We start from the raw sequence: 21071 nt of genomic DNA, 5'->3' as shown, positions 1-21071 counted from the left end.
GAAACTTTTCAAAGTTTAATATAAAAAATGAAAAAAGAGAGAGCTCTGCTAGCAAATGCTTTGCGGAACTCTCTCTTTTCATTTTACCAATCACTAAAACATGTAGAAGCTCTATTGGCGGTTGCTAGCGGAGCGGGCAGAATTGTTCTGGAGAAGCGAAGCGTTCGGAAGAACAATCTGCACGCGCAGCGTCCACCAACCGCAAGAAAGCTTCTCATTTCCTTAACTCATCCCCATTAATACTATCGAGCAAAGTAAAAGTCCCGTCCCGCACCCCGAAGTATATACCTTGAGGTGGCGGAACATGGATGTTTTCCAGGCAGACAGAGATTCATCGGAACGCAAACGTTCATTTTCCTCCTGTAATGCCTTGGATTGACGAATGAATAACTGCCCGATGTCGGCAAATCCCCGCAGAAAGAGGGTGAGAAAGCCACTTTGCAGAACATGGAAGATCGCACTGATCACCAAGCCCAGCAATCCTAACAGAAATAGCAGATTTGCGGTAGCCAGGTTTTCACGACCATACATGAGATGGGGTGCGGCGTATAAAAATCCTAAGGTACCGACAATCAGGGCAGTGATCCCGAAACGTAAAATCATTATTTTTCAACCCGTTTTGCAAAACGTAGATCTGGGTTCGAACGAGCGTCAAATACGATGCCTTGAATTTTAGGGCTGATTAATGCGGTATCCGCAGAGAACTGGATCGGAATAATCGGCAGATCTTCCATCAATACGTCTTCTGCCTGATGAAGCTGTTCAAAGCGTTTTGCCGGATCAAGCTCAAAGGTTGAAGATTCGATCAGCTTGTCATACTCCGGGTTGCTCCAGTTGGTAAAGTTGTTCGAATTTTTGGAAGTATAGTGTCCCAATACGCCAAGCGGATCAAGGAAGTTTCCTTCCCAACCCATACGGGCGATCTGGAAGTTCTTTTGTTTAAAGGTATCAATGTATGTTTTCCATTCCTGATTTTCCAGCGTCACTTCAACGCCCAGGTTCGTTTTTAGCATTTCTTGAATGGCTTCAGCTACTTTTTTATGCTTGTCCGACGTGTTGTACTTGAAGGTGATCGGTGGCAGCTTGGTCAAACCTTCTTCTTTCAGTCCTTCAGCCAGCAATTGTTTTGCTTTTGCTGCATCAAACTCATAGTATTTTTTCGGCGCTTCATCACGGAAGTCCTTGCCGGACGGTGTTGTCGTTCCGTATGGAACATATCCGTATGCAGGAGTTTCGCCACCTTTGGTTACACTGGTAGCCAGTGCTTCACGGTCAATAGCGTAGGCAATGGCCTGTCTGATTTTTTTATTATCAAACGGCTTTTGTTTTACGTTGAAAGAATACGTGTACACACTGAAGGATGGGTGCGACAGGAATTTCTTGCTGCTCTTTTCCTGATCCAGTGTATCCACAGGGAGGCTCAAGATCAGATCCAGATCGCCTGTTTTGTACATTTGATAATAGGTTGTGGAGTCTTGAACCATTTTAAAGTTAATCGTTGCCATTGTAATGGCATCTTTGTTCCAGTATTGATCGTTTTTCGTCAGCGTAATTTGCTCGTTATGTTTCCATTCCTTGGCTACATACGCGCCGTTGCCGACAATCGTGTTAGCTTCTGCTGCCCATTTGTCGCTTTTCTCCACAACAGCTTGGTTCACGGGTAAATAGGCGTGACCGACAGCAATCGTTGGGAAGAAGCTCAGCGGTGATTTTAGCTCAACGACAAGCGTTTTATCATCTTTAGCTGTAACACCTACATCTTCAATTTTACCTTTGCCTGTGTTGTACGCTTCGGCACCTTTGATATAGTAGAGGGCAGAAGGATCGTAGGCAGCCGTTTTCGGATTCAGGACTCGTTTCCAGGAGTATTCAAAATCCTTAGCAGTCAGCGGGTCACCGTTCGACCATTTTGCGCCGTCACGAATGGTAAAGGTGTATGTTTTGCCGTCAGGAGACACGTCTACTTTGCTGGCAGCACCTTCTACGATTTTACCGGCTTTGTCGTATGTATACAGCCCTTCATACAGGTTATCAATGACAAATAGGACGTTGTATCTGATGCGAAGGCAGGGTCCAGCGTATAAGGCTCGCCACCTGCCAGATTGGCTGTAATTTCTTGCGGGACATCTGCTTGAGACGCAGCGGACGAGTCGTTGCTTGCTGTCTTGTCTGCAGTGCCAGAGCATCCTGCCAAAGCCGTTACGGCTAAAAGTAAGATGATCGTCATCCAATGCATTTTTTTCATCGTGGTTTTCCTCCATTATTATGGTTAGTTAAACGATCAGCCGGGATTTATTCAACCTCCTTTCCGGCAGGTATGCCGCGTGTGCGCACTTCCATAAAGGAACTGCCGTTTTTTCTGCGGTTAGGCGAGAAGCTGCGGATCATGGTGACACCCCTCCTTGTCCAATTTGGATATCTGTGTTGTTAATGCTGTGAACGCGGGTCAAGTGCATCCTGAAGCCCGTCTCCAAGTGTGTTGAACGCCAGCATGGTGAGCGATATCATCAGACCGGGGAAGAATAAGCGCCACCATTGACCGCTTAAAATAACGCCGAGCGAGTCGTTGGCCATTGTTCCCCAGCTTGCTGAAGGTGACTGAATCCCCAGACCGAGAAAACTCAGGAACGATTCGGCAAAGATAGCCGACGGGATAGTGAACGTCAGGTTCACGATTATGATGGCCGCTGCATTCGGCAGTAGATGCCTGAAAATAATGCGTGAATGAGATGTTCCCAAGCTGCGGGCGGCCAGCACATATTCCTGCTGCTTGAGCTGTAGGATTTGCCCACGTACCACCCGAGCCATGCCGACCCATCCGGTAATAGATAGAGCAATAATCATCGTGAGCAGGCCGGGCTTCATAATGACGAGCAACAGAATGATGACCAGCAGATAAGGAATGCTGTACAAAATTTCAATAATACGCATCAGGACATTGTCGATTCGGTCGCCCGTTTTACTATGTCCCGCACAATAACCAGCTACACAGCCGACGAGAATGCCAAGCAACAAATCAATGGCAGCAGCAGCAAAACCAATCATAAGTGAAATTCTAGCTCCGGCCCATGTCCGTGCCCATACGTCCCTCCCCAGATCATCCGTGCCAAACCAATGCTCTTTCGAAGGAGAGAGGTTCGTTTTCAAAAGGGATTGATCACTGGGTGCATAAGGAACCATGGAAGGTCCGACAATCGCTAGCACAATAATAATGATAAGTAGAGAAAACCCCAACAGAGCAAGCTTGTTGTTAAAAAGTCTGCGAAGCCAATCCCGCCATGGTGACTCTTGGGGTCTGGTCAACGTGGGGGTGGGTATCTGGCTGCGGTCTACAAGACTAAACAGACTGTCCTTTTCGACAGTAGGTGCTGCTTTCATGTTAATCTCCTTTGCTGACTAATTTGATTCGCGGATCGACAAGGCGATAGGATATATCAATTAAAAATAAGGTAACGACCAGAATGGCACTGTAGAAAATGGTCGTACCCATAATGACTGGATAATCCCGGTTAAAGATACTGTCTACGAAATACTTACCGATGCCGGGAATGGCGAATATTTTTTCGACGACAAAGGTACCTGTAATCACAGAAGCGAATAGCGGTCCGATAAAGGACAGCACCGGAATTAATGCATTGCGTAGTCCGTGACGAATGACTATTGCCCAAGAGGACAACCCTTTCGCTTTGGCGGTGCGTATGTATTCCTCATGCATGACTTCCAGCATACTTGTCCGCATAAAACGGGCGATAACAGCAAGAGGTGAAACAGCGAGAGCTAGCGATGGAAGCACCGTGTGCTGCCAGGTTCCCCATGAGGCGACCGGAAGCAGATGCCATTTGACGGCAACATACTTGATTAACAATGGCGCTAATATGAAGCTGGGGACGGAAATACCCACAATGGCGATAAACATTGAAATATAATCCAGTGGTCGATTATGGTGTAAAGCAGCCAATGTTCCGAGTGAAATACCGGCTATAATCGCAACCACGATGGATTGAATACCCAGCAGTGCAGAAGGTGGGAAGCCTCTGGCGATAAGCATATTTACGTCGGTTGTTTTTGATTGAATAGACGGCCCCATATCCAGCACGAGCAAATTTTTGAGATACAATACATACTGCACAGCGAGCGGCTTGTCCAGATTGTACCTGGCACGCATGTTTTGCAATACTGCTTCTGGAATGGTCTTGGAATCGTTCGAGAACGGATCACCCGGAATGATGTGCATGATAATAAACGTTAAAGTGACGATAATCCATAACGTAATGAGCATCGTGAAAAGACGTTTTAAAATGTACATGGGACTATATTTCTCCTGTCTATCAAGCTGATTTTCATTCTATTGTTGTTGAATTTTTAAAATAAATAAAAGTATATAAGAATACTAGGAAATGATAAAACGGATAAGGTAACATGTCAAGGTAAGGTTTTACATTATAGAACACAGGTCAAATTTTCGTCACAAGTTTTCCATTTTTATAAGGCTAAGAATCCGCTGATTCCTCTCGACGAGTATCCTGCGGTATGTTATGATGATACTCTGATAACGTGTTAACGAACTAAAGCGTTTGCCACCTGTTCTTGAATATGGGGGTCACCATTGTTGGAGGGGAATAAGATGAGAAAAGCAGCCATGTTTACGATGATGATTGGTTTGATTATGATCGTGTTGGCCGGATGTTCCGGCGGTAAAGATAACAGCAAGTTGATTATTGGAATTGATGATAAATTCGCGCCGATGGGCTTTAGAGATGAAAATAATGAGCTGACCGGTTTTGATATTGATTATGCGAAGGCGGCCGGGGAACAAATGGGCAAGCAAGTGGAATTCCAGCCGATCGACTGGTCTGCCAAAGAATCCGAGCTGAACAGTGGACGTATTGATCTCATTTGGAATGGATACACCATTACAGATGAGCGTAAGGAAAAGGTGCTGTTCACAAAACCATATCTGAAAAATAGTCAGGTCATTGTCGTTCCAGCTACCTCCAGTCTTTCCAAGCTGGCTGATCTGGTGGGCAAAACGGTGGGCCTCCAAACGTTGTCCTCAGCAGCCGACGCACTAGATGCGAATCCGATCAAAAGTAAATTGAAGTCAGTGTCGGAGTACCCGGATAACGTTCTTGCTTTGACAGATCTGAAAACTGGTCGCCTGGATGCAGTTGTCATTGATGAAGTTGTTGCCAAGTATTATATGTCCAAGGAACAAGGGACGTATAAGCTGCTTGATGAATCACTGGCTCCTGAGGAATATGGCATCGGCGTGAAAAAGGGGAATGAAGAGCTGTTGACGCAACTGCAATCTGCTTTGGATGAGCTGCACAAGAACGGAAAAGCGGCTGAGATTTCAAAAAAATGGTTCGGTGAAGATAAAGTATTAAATTAATACGTAATGTAATGAACTAAGGGTTTAGGAGTCGAAGGTTATGAGTATGGAATATATTTTACGAATTATGAAGCCTATGCTTGAAGGGGCACAGATGACGATTATTTTATTTTTCATTACGCTCATCTTGTCTATTCCGCTCGGGTTTATCGTTACGCTGCTGGCCAAAAGTCGGTTTAAGCCTATTGCCTGGCTGATGCACACGTACATTTATGTTATAAGAGGCACGCCGCTTTTGCTGCAATTATTATTCTTTTGTTTTGGTCTGCCGATGTTGCCTGTCATTGGGGAATATCTGGTACTGGACCGGACAACGGCTGCGGTACTGGCATTTGTACTGAATTATGCGGCTTATTTTGCAGAGATTTTTAGAGGCGGGATGTTGTCGATTGATAAAGGGCAATACGAGGCTTCGCAAGTGCTGGGCTTAAGCAAGTCGCAGACGTTGATTAGAGTTATTGTGCCGCAAATGGTACGGATTGTTTTGCCTGCGGTAACCAATGAGGCGACGACCCTGGTGAAAGATACGGCTTTGCTGTATGCGGTAGCAGTACCGGAACTTTTGCATTTTGCCAATACGGCTGTAAACCGTGATTTCTCGATTGTGCCTTATGTTGTAGCGGCAGTTATATATTTATTGATGGCTTTGGTGCTTACAATATTCTTTAGAGCACTGGAAAAACGTTTTAAATTCGAGTAAAAGGAATGTCGGGATATGAACACTAACGCAATAGAAGTAACCGATTTGAAAAAATCATTCGGCCAGCTCGACGTTCTGAAAAGAGTGAGCTTTAACGTGAAGTCGGGCGAGGTTGTAGCTGTCATCGGTCCTTCAGGTTCAGGGAAAAGTACCATGCTTCGCAGCTTGGTGCATCTGGAGGATGTGACAGGCGGGACGATTCGCATCCATGATAAAGCCCTAGTGGAAAACGGTCACTATGCTCCGGCAGGCGACATTAAGAGCATTACTACCGGAATGGGCATGGTGTTTCAACATTTTAATCTCTTCCCTCATTTGACGGTGCAGGATAATCTGGAACTGGCTCCAAAGCTGGTGAAAAAGGTGAGCAAGGCTGAGTTGCGACGCCAGAGCGCCGAGTTGCTGGCTAAAGTCGGCTTGGCGGATAAAGCGGATGCGTATCCGGCCCGATTGTCGGGGGGCAGAAGCAGCGGGTGGCGATTGCCCGGGCAATGATGATGAATCCTGATATTTTACTGTTTGACGAGCCAACCTCGGCCCTTGACCCCGAGCTGACAGGCGAGGTACTGCGAGTGATCAAAAAGCTGGCTGAGGAGTATATGACGATGGTCATCGTGACCCACGAAATGAATTTCGCAAGAGATGTGGCAGATCGCGTCATTTTTATGGACAATGGAGAAATTGCGGAATCCGGTACACCGGAGCAGATTTTTGGCAATCCGCAGTTGGAGCGGACGAAGGTGTTTTTGAATCGGGTGGGGGATTAAAAACATAGTTGTTTGTTTGGGAGTATGTCGGGGAGGCGCTACGCGTGCAGATTATTCTTCCGATCGCTGTTGCAACGGGATTTTTTCATTTATATGACACCTGGTAAGGTTAAAATCCCGTTGCAAAGGCGAACGCTCCGCTTCTTCAGAACAATTCTGCCCGCTCCGCTCACCGACCACCTGTGTAGGTACTATGTTTTTAAGCAGGAAGTGTAAGTAGGAAGTGTAAGTAGGAAGAGCAAGGGAGATGGCGAGCGCTATCTCCTTTTTTGCAGTTCAAAATACTGGCTACTTCGTTCCTTAATTCATGAATCATTTCTAAATTTGCGGAATTCTTTGGGTGTTTTTTTATAATGTTTTTTAAAAGACTGAATGAAGTGATTTACATGATTGAAGCCCACTTTGTGGGCTATTTCAGTTATGGTATATTGTGTTGAGGTTAATAACTCGCTGCTTTTCTTGATGCGGTATTTAATCAAGTAATCATAAGGTGTCATGTGAATGGTTCGCTTAAAACTACGAGTGCATTCTGAAACACTTAAATGTGCTATAGCGGCAATTTCTTGTAGTGTTATGTTGTTTGCGTAGTTTTGATGGATAAAGCTAAGCATTAATTGAAGTCTTTCCTGTTGTATTTTCACGTATTTAGGTGCTTCCTCAGAAGAAAGAGAAATATTAGATATTAAGATTAACCATAATTGTGCCGTTTTGATGGATACCTCATATTCCCAACCCCACTTTTTTTTCATATCAAACTTCTGTTTCATTTCCCAAAGCATTTGCAGTATTTGAATTTGCCATTCAACATCTCCCTTAATTACTAGTGACACTAAAGAAGAGTTTGTATAAGGCAGTACATAATTTTTTTCCATCGCGCTATCTGCATAAAAGGCCAGCAGCTTCTCCGGGAAATTAAAGCTGACATATTGACCGTTGTGTGAAAGTTGTGTAGTAACGTGAAGGACACCTTTATTAATTAAAATAGCCTGACCTGTATCTAATTCATGATCAATTCCGTTCACTTGTATAACTAGTTTTCCTTTAGTAACCAAAGTGATCTGTAGTTCTTCATGCCAATGTAAATCGTTAAATCCTCTACCTTTAGGAATACTTTCGTGGATCGTATGGGTGTACATGATGTATGGAAATGAAACATCGGGATAGAGAATGGTCTCGTGCAATTGTTTTTCCATTAAAATGAAAGTCCTTTCTTATGACGATATTCCTATATAAATAAAAGATATAATTACACAAAATAAATAAAAGCGGTGATATTATTATACACAGTTCAGTTTATTATTCAAATTTTCTGTGCACAGAGAATTGCTCAAAAACATCTGAGAGGATCATTATGAAAATAAATAAAACGTCTCTTCCCTTGCATCCATACTTTTTGCTGTTCATCAGTATTTTGTCGGTTTCCATCTCTTCCATCATGATAAAATCCTCAGACACTCCAACCTCCGTGGCTGGAATGTATAGATTGTATATGTCAGTCATACTAATGCTTCCTTTCGTACCCTGGAAAATGCCCCGTTTCATAAAAATGACCAAAAAAGATTGGGGTACCGTTTTCATGGCTGGTCTTTTTCTCGGGTTACATTTTTTATTCTGGATGGAATCTTTGGTGTATACCTCAGTTGCGAGCTCCATGGTCATCTTATCCTTACAGCCTTTATTTGTAATGATTGGTTCCTACTTTGTGTTTAGAGAACGAGTAAGCCTATTCACTATTTTTTGTTTGATCGCTGCTCTTATCGGTTCAATCATTATAGCTTGGGGAGACATTGGGACTTCGAAAGAGGCACTAATCGGAGATGGGTTGTCTTTATTAGGAACAATCTTGATTTCAGCTTATATGCTGGCAGGACAGAAGGTAAGTCACAAAATAAATGCAAATTTTTATAGTGTGATTGTTTTTTTTCTTGGCGGCAGTGTCCTGCTAGTCTACAATTTGGTGAATCATTATTCCTTGACCGAATATGACTCGTCGGATTGGACGTATTTTTTATTACTTGCAGTAATTCCAACTATTTTTGGTCAATATATTTTTAATCTGCTGTTGAAGTCAATGGGGGCAACTACTGTGTCAGTGGGTATTATTGGAGAACCGGTTCTCGCCATACTTCTCGCCTACTTATTTTTAGGAGAAATCATGTCTGCATTTCAATTCATAGGTGGAATCATGACTTTATTCGGTATGGGGATGTATTTTTGGGCAAAATCCTTAAAGTATACAGTTGCAAAATATTAAAATTGTTTACTGATTATCGCGAAATTTTTAAGAATACAATCGATGAGGAGAATGTTTACATGGCAACGATTGATGATTTTTTGAAACTCGATATTCGGGTTGGAACTATAATTAAAGCTGAGTTTTTTGCAGAAGCGAAAGTTCCTGCTATTAAACTTGAAATCGATTTTGGACAAGATATTGGAATAAAAACATCGAGTGCACAAATTACAAAAAGATATGTGGCTGAAGAGATTATAGGGGAACAAATCATAGCTGTAGTCAACTTTCCTCCTCGACGGATAGCAGGCTTTGATTCAGAAGTATTAGTCCTTGGAGGAATCCCCGAAAAGGGGGACGTGGTTCTATTGAAACCAGATATTAAACTGCCTGATGGAACACCTATTGGGTGATAAATCGATCCTGTTTAATCCATTAAGCTAGGTTGAATTGCAGCTGAATGGAAAAATATGATTAAAGTTCAAGAGCGTACTGGCAAAGTTATGCAGTACGCTCTTGTTATAAACTATAGACTTCTCTCTAACAAAACCCCGACTTGTTTGGCCATAACTTGCGGCGGATATGGCATCCCATTCCGAATCCACCACTCAATTATCCCTACATAGGCGTTTCCAGCATATTGCAACATAACATCTTCACTTAATTCAGTATTCCTGCTGCTTTCTCTGTCGATCTCACCTTTAAATCCTTCAATAAAAGAGGCAAAAAGCCGAGTTCTAAAAGATGATGGTGTCCCTTTACTTGCTAACATGGTCGAAAAAAATAAATAATTTTCCTTAAAATATTCAAAGTAAGGTACAAGAGCATCGGTCCAATCCAACTCACATGCCCACTTATCCATCTCCCCTAATTCGTTAAGGTGTGTCTCTATGAGTTTATCCAATAAATCATATTTGTCCTGATAATGAAGATAAATGGTTCCGCGGTTTACATTTGCCCGGTCTGCAATATCCTGAATGGTAATCTCATCAAAGTTTTTTTCAGTCATCAGTTCAATAACAGCTTTTTTCAAGGATTCTTGAGTTTTAAGAATTCTCCGATCCACTTTGGTCATCGAAAATGTCACCTAGCCTTCTGCGATAATTAACACTTTTGATTCATGTGTTGATATATCAACATATCGCGGATTTTTAACCATTGTTTTTACGCTTCTTAATCATATAATAATAGACATGAGTTGATTAAACAATGTGCTTTGCTTATCAACTTCGTGTTGTATAGGTAATTTCAAAAGTGAAGAGAGGAACCTTGATTTTGGTTAATCAGAAAAATTTACTTGTATTTATATTAACCATAGGAGTCTTCGGCATTTTAAATACCGAAATGGGGGTGATCGGCTTATTGCCCTCCATTGCCGAACACTTTCATGTGAGTGCATCAACAGCAGGATGGTTGGTAAGTTCTTTTGCACTTGCGGTTGCAGTGTCTGGGCCCATCTTACCTTTATTGTTTTCGGGTATAAATCGGAAAAAGGTCATGTTACTTGTGCTTGGTGTTTTCGTTTTAGGGAATGTCGTCTCAATTTTTACGACTAATTTTACGATTGCACTTGTTGCTCGTGTAGTACCTGCACTTTTTCATCCTGTATATTGTTCATTGGCATTTACTGTAGCTGCGGCCTCGGTTAGTCAGGAAGAAGCTCCAAAAGCTGTTTCGAAAGTTTTTATTGGAGTATCTGCCGGTATGGTAATCGGTGTACCAATCGCAAGTTTGATTGCAGGTGCTGTTTCTCTACAGATGTCGATGGTATTCTTTGCTGCCGTAAACATTATGGTATTTATCGCTACATTACTATTTGTACCATCGATGCCTGTTGAGGAAAGACTTTCTTACGGAGCACAATTATCTGTATTAAAAAAACCAGCTACTTGGCTTTCCATTGTGACTGTTATTTTAATGAACTCAGCAATATTCGGTGTTTACAGTTATTTTGCTGAATATTTGAAAACTGTTACGAATATGTTTTCGAATACAATTAGCTTAATGTTGTTTATATACGGTGGAGCCAACATTATTGGAAATGTAGTCGCAGGAAAGCTACTTATTAATAGTGCGATCAAATCTGTCGTATCTTTCCCTTTTGTACTGGGAGCTGTTTACATCATTATGTTCTTCACAGGACAGCTTAGCGTACCCATGGCGATCATAACTTTAATTTGGGGAATGTTAGCCGGTTTCGGGGGGAATATGAATCAATATTTGATGACGTCTTCAACTCCTGAAGCGCCTGATTTCGCTAATGGATTATTTTTAACATCTGCTAACTTGGGAGTAACATTTGGTGCCACAGTCGGTGGATTCTTTATAGCAGAAATGGGTACACAATACGTCATATTTGTGGGACTACTATCATTGGTTTTAGGTTTTGTAGCCATTTTACTAAGAAACTACATGTTTACTCTCACTCGATCACTTTCAAGATAAGGAATTGTCTCCATGTTTAAATAGGCTAAGTAACACGATTAAAATAACCAATAATTCATGAATTGCAGGAGGTTATACGATAATGATAACTACTAATGCACGCGCTACATTCAGTCCATAAGGTCCATTCAAACTGACCACGATAGAACGCAGGGATCTCCAGCCCCATGATGTTCTCATTGAGATTAAGTACGCTGGTATTTGCCACTCTGATATTCATACAGCTCGCGGCGAGTGGGGACCGGTGAACTATCCGCTCGTTCCAGGGCACGAGATTGCCGGAATTGTCACCCAGGTTGGTTCGGAGGTCAGAAAGTTTGCCATTGGCGACCGAGTGGGGGTAGGCTGTATGGTTGACTCCTGCGGAGAGTGCGTTAACTGTCATCAGGGAGAAGAGCAGTATTGTCTAAATGGTAATACGGGCACCTATGGAGCCTACGACAGATACGGGCAATATACGCAAGGTGGTTACTCCTCTCACATCGTCGTAACTGAAGACTTCGTAGTTAGCATTCCTGATGGTATAGAGCTTGATGTCGCTGCTCCTTTGCTGTGTGCCGGCATCACAACGTATTCGCCGCTGCGCCATTGGGGAGCCGCTCCTGGCAAAAAGATAGCTGTTGTTGGACTTGGCGGGCTTGGACACATGGCTGTAAAGCTTGCTCATGCCATGGGGGCAGAGGTTACGGTTTTATCACAAACATTGAATAAGAAAGAAGACGGTTTGCGGCTTGGTGCGGATCATTATTATGCCACGAACGATCCGGAAACGTTTAAGAAACTGGCCGGTTCGTTCGACCTGATTGTGAATACGGTCAGCGCGAAAATCGACATTAACGCCTACCTTTCATTGCTGGCACTGGACGGTACATTGGTCAATGTTGGTGCGCCAGCGGAGCCATTGCCTGTTCAAGTCTTATCTCTTATCGGTCATCGTCGGTCGTTTGCTGGATCGATGATTGGTGGTATCCGCGAAACGCAGGAAATGCTTAACTTTTGCGCTGAACACTCTATCACTCCAGAGATCGAGGTTATTTCGGCTAACCAGATTGATGAAGCCTGGGAGCGAGTACTAGCTTCAGACATACGGTATCGATTTGTGATCGACATCAGCACGATGGAGAATGAATAACGAATGATTCTAGGCAAAATGAGAGAGGCACATCTACACTGATGTGCCTCTTTTACTTAATGGGAGAAACCATATTCAAGATTGAGGTTAGTAGCTTTGATTCAGCCTGAGGGACCGGTGCATAACGTAGACATGAAGGCAGGGTTTATGAAGAAGACTTTTTATTAAATGCCAATAATAGTATCAGTCCAATGATACATAATACACCAATCCATTGGAAAAAACCAAAGGGTTCTTTTAACCAAAATACAGTTGTTAAAACAGCAGCTAGTGGTTCCAAACTACTTAGAAAGCTTGTTTCTTTAGGTGAAAGGCTTTGTAAACTTTCTATATAGAACCAAAATGCTATCATTGTGCCGAATATAATAACGAATGCTAGATATAAATAGGTTTCTAGGGTCAAGCTTTTAAAATCGATCTGCCAGGGTGGATGAATCAAGCTTAGTCCAAAACCGCCGATGACCATCGCCCAACCCACAATAACCAGGGAATCGTATTGCTTCAAAAGAGGAATTGCGTATAAGGTATAAAAAGCCAGGGCTATTGCTGATAAAAGGCCCCACACGATTGCGATCTTCGGAACGGATAGTTGAGAAATAGAGCCGTTTGTTAACAAGAAAAAACAACCCACTAAAGCCAGGAAAATAGCTGATAGATCCTTTCGTGTGAAGACCAGGTGCTTTCGCAGAACTAAATAGATGATAATCATTACAGGTGCTAAATACTGTAATAATGTCGCAACAGCGGCATTACCACTTTGAATGGATGCCATATACGTATATTGAACCGCTAGCATACCAACCAAACCGTAGACAATGAGTTGGAAAGCGATCTTTCTATTTTTCCATACACCCCATATTTGTGTACGGTCTTTTATTATAAATTGAAGGGCCAAGAGTAAAACACCAGCTATGAGCAAGCGTGTTGTTACAAGCCAATTTACATCGATTTGTAGAAAAAGTTTTTTTGCAACAGTCCCACTGATCCCCCAAAATATAGCTCCTATGATAACAAGAAATAATCCTGTTCTTCTAGTTGATTTATCCATGAATATTCTCCACCTTGAAATATAATAATAGTGTTATAATAGGTGAAAAATATTTTAAATTATACTTGAATTTGATGATAAAATATAAATATATTGAGGTTGTGGTGATTTGCAAATAAAAAATTTTATGATTGACCAAAACCTAAAAGAACTAACTGAGCATCGGACGGTCGTATTACCGGTGGCATGTTATGAAACAACAATTAACCAAAATATACATGGATATGTACCCCTTCATTGGCATGATGAAATTCAATTTGTTCTGGTTGAAAAAGGACAAGCGATCTTTCAAATAAATGAGGATAAACGAATCGTACGACAAGGTGATGGGTTGTTTATAAATAGTGGCTGCCTACATATGGCGGAAGATAAGAATGAATCGGGTTGCGTCTACATCTGCCTAAATGTTTCTCCTCATTTCGTTTTATCACAAGAGCTTTACACACCCTACGTAGCTCCTTATATTCAAGCGACTAATTTACCTTATGTATACATAGATTCTGACGAGCTTTGGGGTAAAAACATTTTAGATGCCATTTTGAAAATGAATCAATATATTCAACAAAAATCACCATACTTTGAGATGGATATTACCATGCATTTAACACTGATTTGGAAAAACTTAGTCATTAATGGCTTTCAATTAGAATACGACCAGATGGAAATGGTAAAGAGTCAACGGATCAAGCAAATGTTAAATTGGATCTATTTGCATTATGCTGAAAAAGTCACATTAGATGATATTGCAAAAGCGGGTCAATTGAGCCGTTCGGAGTGCTGCCGATATTTCAAACGAATTTTAAAGGTAACTCCGTTGAATTATGTAATGGATTATCGGATTCAAAAAAGTTTAGTCTTACTGCAACAAGCAGAATCCAACGTTACAGAAGTTGCCTATAAGGTCGGATTTAACAGTACGAGCTATTTTATAGAAAGATTCAGAAAAGCGATGAATATGACACCACTAGCCTACAAAAGATCAAAAATGGATGATTGATAATTAGGGATTTGATACCCATGGATGAACGCTGCTGCGGAGTGTAGGGAAGTTGACTCGCTTATTCTTCAGCACCTCCATATACTCACTGATTTTTTGATTCACTTTTTGAGACTCAGGATCGGCTGACTTTATTTGTTCGCTGGGACGCCAATTCCCATCGCTATCGCTTGTACAACACCATTCAGACCACTTCGTTCTTGTTCCACTTGGTGCCGACTTTTTTTACAAATCTCACAAACAACCTTATCCTAAACGTTACAGGTAAGTCTGTAACTTCATTGGCAAATCTGTATGGCGTGTGATAAGTATTTAAAAGTTTGAAGTCGCTAAACTAACGAGATACACTAGGTTCAAGTAATCGATGAAAAGAAGAGGGGGAGACCGAATTGAAGACAATCAAGTGCATGATGGACCACCTATACTGGGCGGACGGACGCATCTTGGACGCGCTCGAGGAGAGTAAGACGAAGAACAAGGACCTTCTGAAGCTGGTTCGGCACGTTTCGGTCGCGGAACGAGTCTGGCTGGACCGATTGCAGGGCAAGGGTAGCGCGCAATATTCGTTGTGGGAGGAAACGGAAGACCTGTTAGCGATTCGGACGATGTTCCAAGAAAACGCTGAGCAATATCGCGTCTATATCGAAGGGCTCAAGGAATTCGAGCTGGATGAGATGATTGACTATGAGAATCAGAGTGGGGTTCCGTTCCGAACGTCCGCCCGGGACATCCTGTTGCAGGTCCTCTTACATGGGCAATATCACCGGGGACAGATCAACCGGACACTTCGGATCGAATCGGCAGAGCCTGCCCAAGTCGATTACATCACATTCACGAGACTCTAACGGGGAACGATAGCTCAACTGGTTTGAGGCTTACTCAGCAGGAAACTACGGGATACCGTGGCTTTTTTGTTGTCACTTCTTCCAGTATCTATGATTTTATAATGGATATGTTATGAAAGAAGGCCCGGGTAGAGGAGAGATAGATCATGACATATTCAAACTTCATTGGCATACTTCCCGACATCGAGGAGAGCAGACGTATATTTCAAGCTGCAGCCATCCTGGACGCTATCCTTATGCCGGAGTGGGAATACCGATATTATTCGTACAACGCCCATTGGGATGAGAATGAACAGATGGCATCGATGAGGGACGGCGAAGGGGATCACTATTTTGCGCTGTTTCAGCTAAACGGACTGATCATCAAAGGGTTTGACCAGCGGTTCAATCAGGTGCATGGGCCACATGATGTGCTGCAAGGCGTGCCTAACGAATTTGAGGGATTTCTAAGGGAACCAGCGTTTATTATGGATGTGACCACATTTTGCACATGGAAGTTGCAAGGCAGCCAGGCATGGTCCGCAAGTAAGGAACTGGATGCCGAAGCCTACAAACTGTTGCATGTTTTAAACGGCAAAGCGGATTATTACTATGCTTGGGCAACGGAGTATTACGAGATTTCACTGGACCGGTCGCTCGTACAGCGAATATTCGATATAGAGCCTTTGGATGGGAAAATGCTTAAAGGTCTAAATGAAGAATTAGAATTCGCTGATCTTGAAGAGGACAGCCAGGAAATAGGCTATCCGGTAAAAAGGGAAGATTGAAAATAGTATGTACATAGACATTTCCTGTTGAAAGTCGCTATTTAAGCGGCTTTTTTTATTTTATCGGTGGTCAGAAGAAAAAAAATCTAGACTGAGGACGAATCATTAAGCTAACGGGCAGGTTAGTTTAAATACATATTCAACTTAGCAATCAATATAAAATTACAATACTGGATTGTAGAAGCTGATTGCAAAGTTGTAGAGCTCTATTAATACTTAGCCTTGTCAAATTATGCATTTCTGAATAATTTAACACATACCACAAAAGAGAGGGAAGAAACATGAGTGAAGTTAGATTTGGCAATGTTAATGTTGTTACATGCTTAGAAGATGTGAACAAACTACACGTTCAAGTATTAACTCTTTTGGGAGATTGGATTGGCGTTGCAGGGAAACCAATAACTATTCATGATATGACGGCTTCCGCCTAAGGTATGGCAACTTCGACTGCTCGTCACTCGGGTCAGAGGAGAAAGAACATAGCCCTATAGAAACCCGCGCTAGGCGCGTTTTTTCATTTTAAAGGGTCAAGTTCATGTCCTTGGTCAGGTACAAGAATTTGACCCTATTGCCGATAGTGGACATAAACAAGTCCTTATAGCCGTTGACTACACAGAGAATCTATTCCGCTACTCTGGAGAGTGGGACGGGGTAACAGGTCTTCAGTATATGCGCAACCGCTGGTATGATCAAACAAAAGGATACCTTTCTCCAAATAGCTTTACGGAATACTCAGAAACTGCCCGGGTAAAATGGTACGGATAAGATGATGTATTAGAAATATTTATATCGGAATTTTTGGATGTTAAAGCTAACTTATTCCCTGTGTTTTTACCAAGGCACAACTCCATTTTCATCAAAAAAGCTACCAGTTGGACCATCATTATTGATTGTGGCAAGCTTAACTACACTGGAAGCTGCTTGTTCGACTGTGCGATAGCCACTATTACCATTTAAATCGGTAGCCGTAAATCCAGGGCAAACCGAGTTGATTTTAATAGGAGTATCTCTTAATTCTTTAGCAAAGAAAACAGTTAAAGCATTTACAGCCGTTTTGGAACTATTGTAGGCGAGCGAATTCACATTATAAAATTCCGACGTTGGGTCTGAATTCAAAGTTAAGGAACCTAATCCGCTGGAAAGATTTACGATTCTTCCGGCAGAAGATTTTTTGAGCAATGGAAGTATTGTTTTAGTGACAGAAAATACGCCGAAAACGTTTGTCTCATAGGTATTCTTGAGAACGGACAGTTCCAGTTCACTTGTAGGTGTGTTGCCTTCAAAAAACACGCCTGCATTATTAATCAAGATATCAAGGTATCCATATTCTTGTTCAATCCATTCTACTGCGGAGAGAACGGAGCTGGGGTTTGTGACATCAAGAACCACCGTTTTAGCTTTAATGTTCTCCGTTTCTAAAAACGTTACGGCCTCATGTCCTTTTTCTTCGCTTCTTGCTCCTATTAAAATCTCATACCCCATGTTTCCTAATTGTCTTGCTGTCTCAAAACCAATACCTTTGTTGCCACCTGTAATTAATACGATCTTGGATTTATTCATAAAATTGCCTCCCTAATCTATTTTCTAAAATCTGTACCTACGAAAATGTATTTAATTCTTATATTTGTGACTGCTATTTAGATTCTCTCATTGTAATCGTGATATATCTCCTTTCATTTCTGATATAGTTAATATAGTGGAAATGATTGATACTTGTAAGTACGCACATTTTTGTAACTTAATGAATGGAGTGGCAATATGGGATATGGATTAAAAAATTATGGCGATTGCAGTGAAGAGGTTATAAAGGGCTGTCCTGTTGAAATGGTTTTACATATGATAGGAGGAAAATGGAAGGGAATCATTATCGACATTTTATCCGAAAAATCGGTCAGATTTAATGAACTTAAACGATTAATACCAGGGATTTCACAACGGATGTTGACTCTACAACTCAGGGAACTCGAGGCGGATGGAATTGTGAAGAGGATAGTAGATGACACTGTGCCACCCAAAGTAGAATACTCCCTCACTGAACAAGGAAATAAATTGTTGAGTATTATCGATTCTATAAGAGTATGGGGAAAAGAGTTTCTATCCTAAGTCTGCGATCGGGAAGTCTTAGTGGATAGCCGTATACTTACTCTCTGCCGATAGATATGACAAACCAAAGAAGAATCTTTTTGAAGCTGGTGCTTTATATTTGTTTCAATGAATGTACCGCATAGTGGGATTCAATTCGGAAGTTTTGGTTCTGGGCGGACTGCCTGAACAGGGAGATGTCGTGCTGTTGAAGCCGGATTTCGATCTACCCAACGGAACGCAAATCAGATAATAAAGGCAAAACCCACCGTGCAAGGCGACAGCCTTACGGTGGGTTTTAATTTCTTAAATAACCCTGTATGATTTGTTATTACCACCCTTTCTTGTTCTCAATTATACAGTAATTGGAATTGTTTGTTCTTATATGGACTCTTTAGAAATTTTCATATTTGAGGTCATTAAGCTAACGAAGAACGATAGTTCAATACAAACAAGAAGGCAGCCGATCAAAGTGATTGGCTGCCTTTGTTTAACTAATGGGCAGGATGGAGTGACTTTTGTGTAGAAAATTAAAAACGAACAAATCAAGTTCGTGCGCAAGATCTAGCGATGCGCTTTGAAGTGCCGGTTCGCACGATTTACCGAGACTTAGATCGGCTAAATATAGCTGGGCAAACGCCATAATATGAATTACTCCCTAAAGAAATTTCTGCATACATGCAAAATTCCCTCGGCGTAAGCATAAGGGGCAACGTTGTTGTGGAATGACTTTGCCTCTGCTGTTGCATTCTGGAGAAGATAGCCATGGGCAACCATCTGAAGCATCTCGATGTCATTTCCACTGTCACCGAAAGCCAATGTTTTGGACAGGGGTACCTGACTATAATCCATCAGGAATTGCACAGCCGCTTTCTTTCCAGTTCCTTCGGGGATAAAATCGACATCATATGCGTGCTCCGGATCACCCGCCTTGGGATTGCAAATATTGATATTAATTCCGATCCCATGATTTGCAGCCAGGTGCCTGATGATACTTATATCATATTGGGTTTTGACTGCTGATACCGGATAATAATAGTAGTTCATTTTGTATCCGGATTGACCTAATTGAGTCTGTTCGTGAAGAACGATGTTGAATGTTGATTTTAATTCTCTAATTAAATCTTCTACATCTCTTCGAGAGAATCCAGAGGCCCTTATGATCTTTGCCCATGAAGGAACAGTGACCAGTTGCCCGTCAGGCTCGACTTCCCACAACTCTGTGCCTAGATTGCTCGCTATAAAATGGGGGAGCTGCGTCATACCGGCTATATTCATTTTTGCTTGTATTTGCTGAACACTACTTCCGGTGACCCAAGCTATCTTTACCTGATGATTTCTGGCAAGCTGCTGGAGGTATTGTTCCAGTTCGTACACCATTTTGAGTTGTTCAGGCAAACATTCATGCGGGTAATACGTTTCGTCAAAATCAAACAATATCAGATATTCGGTTACAGCGGGGGTATATATGACTTTCATGAGTGTAGCTCCTCCTATAGTTTGTTAACGATATCATAGTTGCAGGGAACGTTCCCAGGTCAATACTTTAGATGAGGTGTTAATTTTGCCCACCATAATTGATATTTCACGTGTAAGCGGTCTCTCCAAGTCGACGGTATCACGTGTGTTAAATGACCATCCTCATGTATCTATTGAAAGCAGACAAAAAGTACAGAAAGCCATTACGGAGCTGGGATATGTCCGCAATACGCAGGGGGTTCAGTTGCGTCTACAGGCCAGTAATCATATCGGTGTGCTTGTCCCGGATGTGGAACATCCTTATTTCAGTCAGCTTGTCAGTACATTAAGTCGATCTTTAGGCTCAATGGGGTATCAACTTGTCATCTATCAGACCGAATTATCCCGGGAGTATGAACGTGAAGTGTATGCCCGATTGGCACGTCGAGAAATGGATGCCGTGGTTATTGCTCATTCCCATTTCTCGGAGAGAGAAATTAAAGAATATATAGGTTCTTACATTGGAATCATATGCAACGAAGCGATGGATGGAGAGTTTCTTGATGTCTTTCGATTGGATGAAGAAGATGCGGTCTTTCAAGCGACAGCATATTTGCTGTCCAAGGGGCGCCGTCATCTGTTTTTCTGTATGGATCACCTGACACAATTGCAAGAGAAAAGATGGAATGGGTTTCAAATGGCTCACCAACAATTCGGTCTTGCCTGTACAAAATCACAATGTTATACGGGTCTGATGACTATGGAAGATGGATATGCCTTGGGAGAACAATTATTTACTTCTGACCAATTGCCGGATGGAATGATAACAGGTAGTGACTTTGTAGCTACTGGTTTATTGAAAGCAGCAAAGCAAAGGGGGATATCCGTGCCTCAAGAAATGTCCGTCATCGGATTTGATAACCATCCTGTAGGATTAATGACTAATCCGGAACTGACCACATTAACCAATTGTATTCCTGATATGGTAAAGGATGTTACGGAATGTCTTACCTGGCGATTGAAGGGGATGCGATCTGCTCCTATAACGAAAATCTACAAGACTTCGTTGATTATACGTAATTCTACTTAAAAAAAGTGAAGTGAAAGACAAAGAAAAAGAAGAATAGTGAAATCCTTCTATCGGTCAGGAAAGATACATGTCTGAAGAAGAATTGAAGCGTTACTAGATCTCTTCGTTGTGGTAC

At 42.0% G+C, this 21071-nt stretch carries 20 protein-coding genes and 4 pseudogenes; 15 read left to right on the top strand and 9 right to left on the bottom strand.

What is annotated here, in order from left to right:
- Positions 1-222: 222 nt before the first annotated feature.
- From BN1546_RS06350 to BN1546_RS06335, 4 genes and pseudogenes are all read right to left on the bottom strand, one after another.
- Positions 223-603, bottom strand: a complete 381-nt coding sequence (locus tag BN1546_RS06350; RefSeq protein ID WP_090736593.1) for a DUF3899 domain-containing protein — start codon at positions 601-603, stop codon at positions 223-225.
- Positions 603-2245 (bottom strand): annotated as a pseudogene (locus BN1546_RS06345) (peptide ABC transporter substrate-binding protein). The gene BN1546_RS06350 and the pseudogene BN1546_RS06345 overlap by 1 nt, the downstream one beginning before the upstream one ends.
- A gap of 182 nt (positions 2246-2427) precedes the next feature.
- Positions 2428-3378, bottom strand: coding sequence for an ABC transporter permease (locus BN1546_RS06340; RefSeq protein ID WP_090736591.1), 951 nt, complete (start codon positions 3376-3378; stop codon positions 2428-2430).
- Between the two features lies 1 nt (position 3379).
- Complete coding sequence (locus tag BN1546_RS06335) at positions 3380-4306, bottom strand: ABC transporter permease (protein ID WP_013369634.1); 927 nt, start codon at positions 4304-4306, stop codon at positions 3380-3382.
- Between the two features lie 318 nt (positions 4307-4624).
- Here BN1546_RS06335 and BN1546_RS06330 point away from each other — a divergent pair, with 318 nt between their 5' ends.
- The 3 genes and pseudogenes from BN1546_RS06330 (at position 4625) to BN1546_RS06320 (ending at position 6859) form a co-directional block, all read left to right on the top strand.
- Positions 4625-5392: an amino acid ABC transporter substrate-binding protein gene (locus BN1546_RS06330; RefSeq protein ID WP_090736588.1), complete on the top strand. Its 768-nt coding sequence runs from the start codon at positions 4625-4627 to the stop codon at positions 5390-5392.
- A 40-nt stretch (positions 5393-5432) separates the two neighbouring features.
- On the top strand, positions 5433-6092 hold the full coding sequence (locus BN1546_RS06325) for an amino acid ABC transporter permease (protein ID WP_090736586.1): 660 nt from the start codon (positions 5433-5435) through the stop codon (positions 6090-6092).
- A gap of 15 nt (positions 6093-6107) precedes the next feature.
- Positions 6108-6859: pseudogene (locus BN1546_RS06320) on the top strand (amino acid ABC transporter ATP-binding protein).
- Positions 6860-7164: 305 nt separating this feature from the next.
- Here the strand turns inward: BN1546_RS06320 and BN1546_RS06315 are convergent.
- Positions 7165-8052, bottom strand: a complete 888-nt coding sequence (locus BN1546_RS06315; RefSeq protein ID WP_090736583.1) for an AraC family transcriptional regulator — start codon at positions 8050-8052, stop codon at positions 7165-7167.
- A gap of 158 nt (positions 8053-8210) precedes the next feature.
- Between BN1546_RS06315 and BN1546_RS06310 the strand changes: the two genes are divergently transcribed.
- Together BN1546_RS06310 and csaA are read left to right on the top strand one after the other, a co-directional pair.
- Complete coding sequence (locus tag BN1546_RS06310) at positions 8211-9113, top strand: DMT family transporter (RefSeq protein ID WP_040102015.1); 903 nt, start codon at positions 8211-8213, stop codon at positions 9111-9113.
- A 59-nt stretch (positions 9114-9172) separates the two neighbouring features.
- Positions 9173-9505 (top strand): chaperone CsaA, encoded by a 333-nt coding sequence (gene csaA / locus BN1546_RS06305; protein ID WP_040102014.1) that lies wholly within the window; start codon positions 9173-9175, stop codon positions 9503-9505.
- A 113-nt stretch (positions 9506-9618) separates the two neighbouring features.
- On the opposite strand, the gene BN1546_RS06300 is transcribed toward csaA, so the two are convergent.
- Positions 9619-10167 (bottom strand): TetR/AcrR family transcriptional regulator, encoded by a 549-nt coding sequence (locus BN1546_RS06300; RefSeq protein ID WP_013369642.1) that lies wholly within the window; start codon positions 10165-10167, stop codon positions 9619-9621.
- 200 nt (positions 10168-10367) lie between these two features.
- Here BN1546_RS06300 and BN1546_RS06295 point away from each other — a divergent pair, with 200 nt between their 5' ends.
- On the top strand, positions 10368-11537 hold the full coding sequence (locus tag BN1546_RS06295; RefSeq protein WP_090739134.1) for an MFS transporter: 1170 nt from the start codon (positions 10368-10370) through the stop codon (positions 11535-11537).
- Positions 11538-11670: 133 nt separating this feature from the next.
- Entirely contained in the window at positions 11671-12669 is a 999-nt protein-coding gene (locus BN1546_RS06290; protein ID WP_176702362.1) for an NAD(P)-dependent alcohol dehydrogenase, read from the top strand.
- A 145-nt stretch (positions 12670-12814) separates the two neighbouring features.
- On the opposite strand, the gene BN1546_RS06285 is transcribed toward BN1546_RS06290, so the two are convergent.
- Positions 12815-13717, bottom strand: coding sequence for a DMT family transporter (locus BN1546_RS06285; protein ID WP_090736581.1), 903 nt, complete (start codon positions 13715-13717; stop codon positions 12815-12817).
- A gap of 109 nt (positions 13718-13826) precedes the next feature.
- Between BN1546_RS06285 and BN1546_RS06280 the strand changes: the two genes are divergently transcribed.
- The 4 genes from BN1546_RS06280 (at position 13827) to BN1546_RS27245 (ending at position 16757) form a co-directional block, all read left to right on the top strand.
- Positions 13827-14714 (top strand): AraC family transcriptional regulator, encoded by an 888-nt coding sequence (locus BN1546_RS06280; protein ID WP_090736578.1) that lies wholly within the window; start codon positions 13827-13829, stop codon positions 14712-14714.
- 389 nt (positions 14715-15103) lie between these two features.
- Positions 15104-15559, top strand: a complete 456-nt coding sequence (locus BN1546_RS06275) for a DinB family protein (protein ID WP_090736575.1) — start codon at positions 15104-15106, stop codon at positions 15557-15559.
- A 146-nt stretch (positions 15560-15705) separates the two neighbouring features.
- Complete coding sequence (locus tag BN1546_RS06270; RefSeq protein WP_090736573.1) at positions 15706-16326, top strand: hypothetical protein; 621 nt, start codon at positions 15706-15708, stop codon at positions 16324-16326.
- 281 nt (positions 16327-16607) lie between these two features.
- On the top strand, positions 16608-16757 hold the full coding sequence (locus BN1546_RS27245; RefSeq protein WP_158309127.1) for a hypothetical protein: 150 nt from the start codon (positions 16608-16610) through the stop codon (positions 16755-16757).
- Positions 16758-17157: 400 nt separating this feature from the next.
- On the opposite strand, the gene BN1546_RS06265 is transcribed toward BN1546_RS27245, so the two are convergent.
- Entirely contained in the window at positions 17158-17886 is a 729-nt protein-coding gene (locus tag BN1546_RS06265) for an SDR family oxidoreductase (RefSeq protein WP_090736570.1), read from the bottom strand.
- Between the two features lie 198 nt (positions 17887-18084).
- Between BN1546_RS06265 and BN1546_RS06260 the strand changes: the two genes are divergently transcribed.
- From BN1546_RS06260 to BN1546_RS28465, 3 genes and pseudogenes are all read left to right on the top strand, one after another.
- Positions 18085-18429, top strand: coding sequence for a winged helix-turn-helix transcriptional regulator (locus BN1546_RS06260; protein WP_013369650.1), 345 nt, complete (start codon positions 18085-18087; stop codon positions 18427-18429).
- 118 nt (positions 18430-18547) lie between these two features.
- Positions 18548-18661: pseudogene (locus tag BN1546_RS27745) on the top strand (export-like chaperone csaa); the annotation flags it as partial.
- A gap of 299 nt (positions 18662-18960) precedes the next feature.
- Positions 18961-19053: pseudogene (locus BN1546_RS28465) on the top strand (HTH domain-containing protein); the annotation flags it as partial.
- Positions 19054-19059: 6 nt separating this feature from the next.
- Here the strand turns inward: BN1546_RS28465 and BN1546_RS06250 are convergent.
- Complete coding sequence (locus tag BN1546_RS06250) at positions 19060-19887, bottom strand: HAD-IIB family hydrolase (RefSeq protein WP_090736568.1); 828 nt, start codon at positions 19885-19887, stop codon at positions 19060-19062.
- An 85-nt stretch (positions 19888-19972) separates the two neighbouring features.
- Between BN1546_RS06250 and BN1546_RS06245 the strand changes: the two genes are divergently transcribed.
- On the top strand, positions 19973-20956 hold the full coding sequence (locus BN1546_RS06245; protein WP_058829028.1) for a LacI family DNA-binding transcriptional regulator: 984 nt from the start codon (positions 19973-19975) through the stop codon (positions 20954-20956).
- Positions 20957-21071: the final 115 nt, after the last annotated feature.

Source organism: Paenibacillus sp. Mc5Re-14 (assembly GCF_001049835.1).
Lineage (GTDB): Bacteria > Bacillota > Bacilli > Paenibacillales > Paenibacillaceae > Paenibacillus > Paenibacillus polymyxa_C.
The sequence above is the reverse complement of the archived record's forward strand: the minus strand, read 5'-3'. Positions and strand labels throughout refer to the sequence as shown.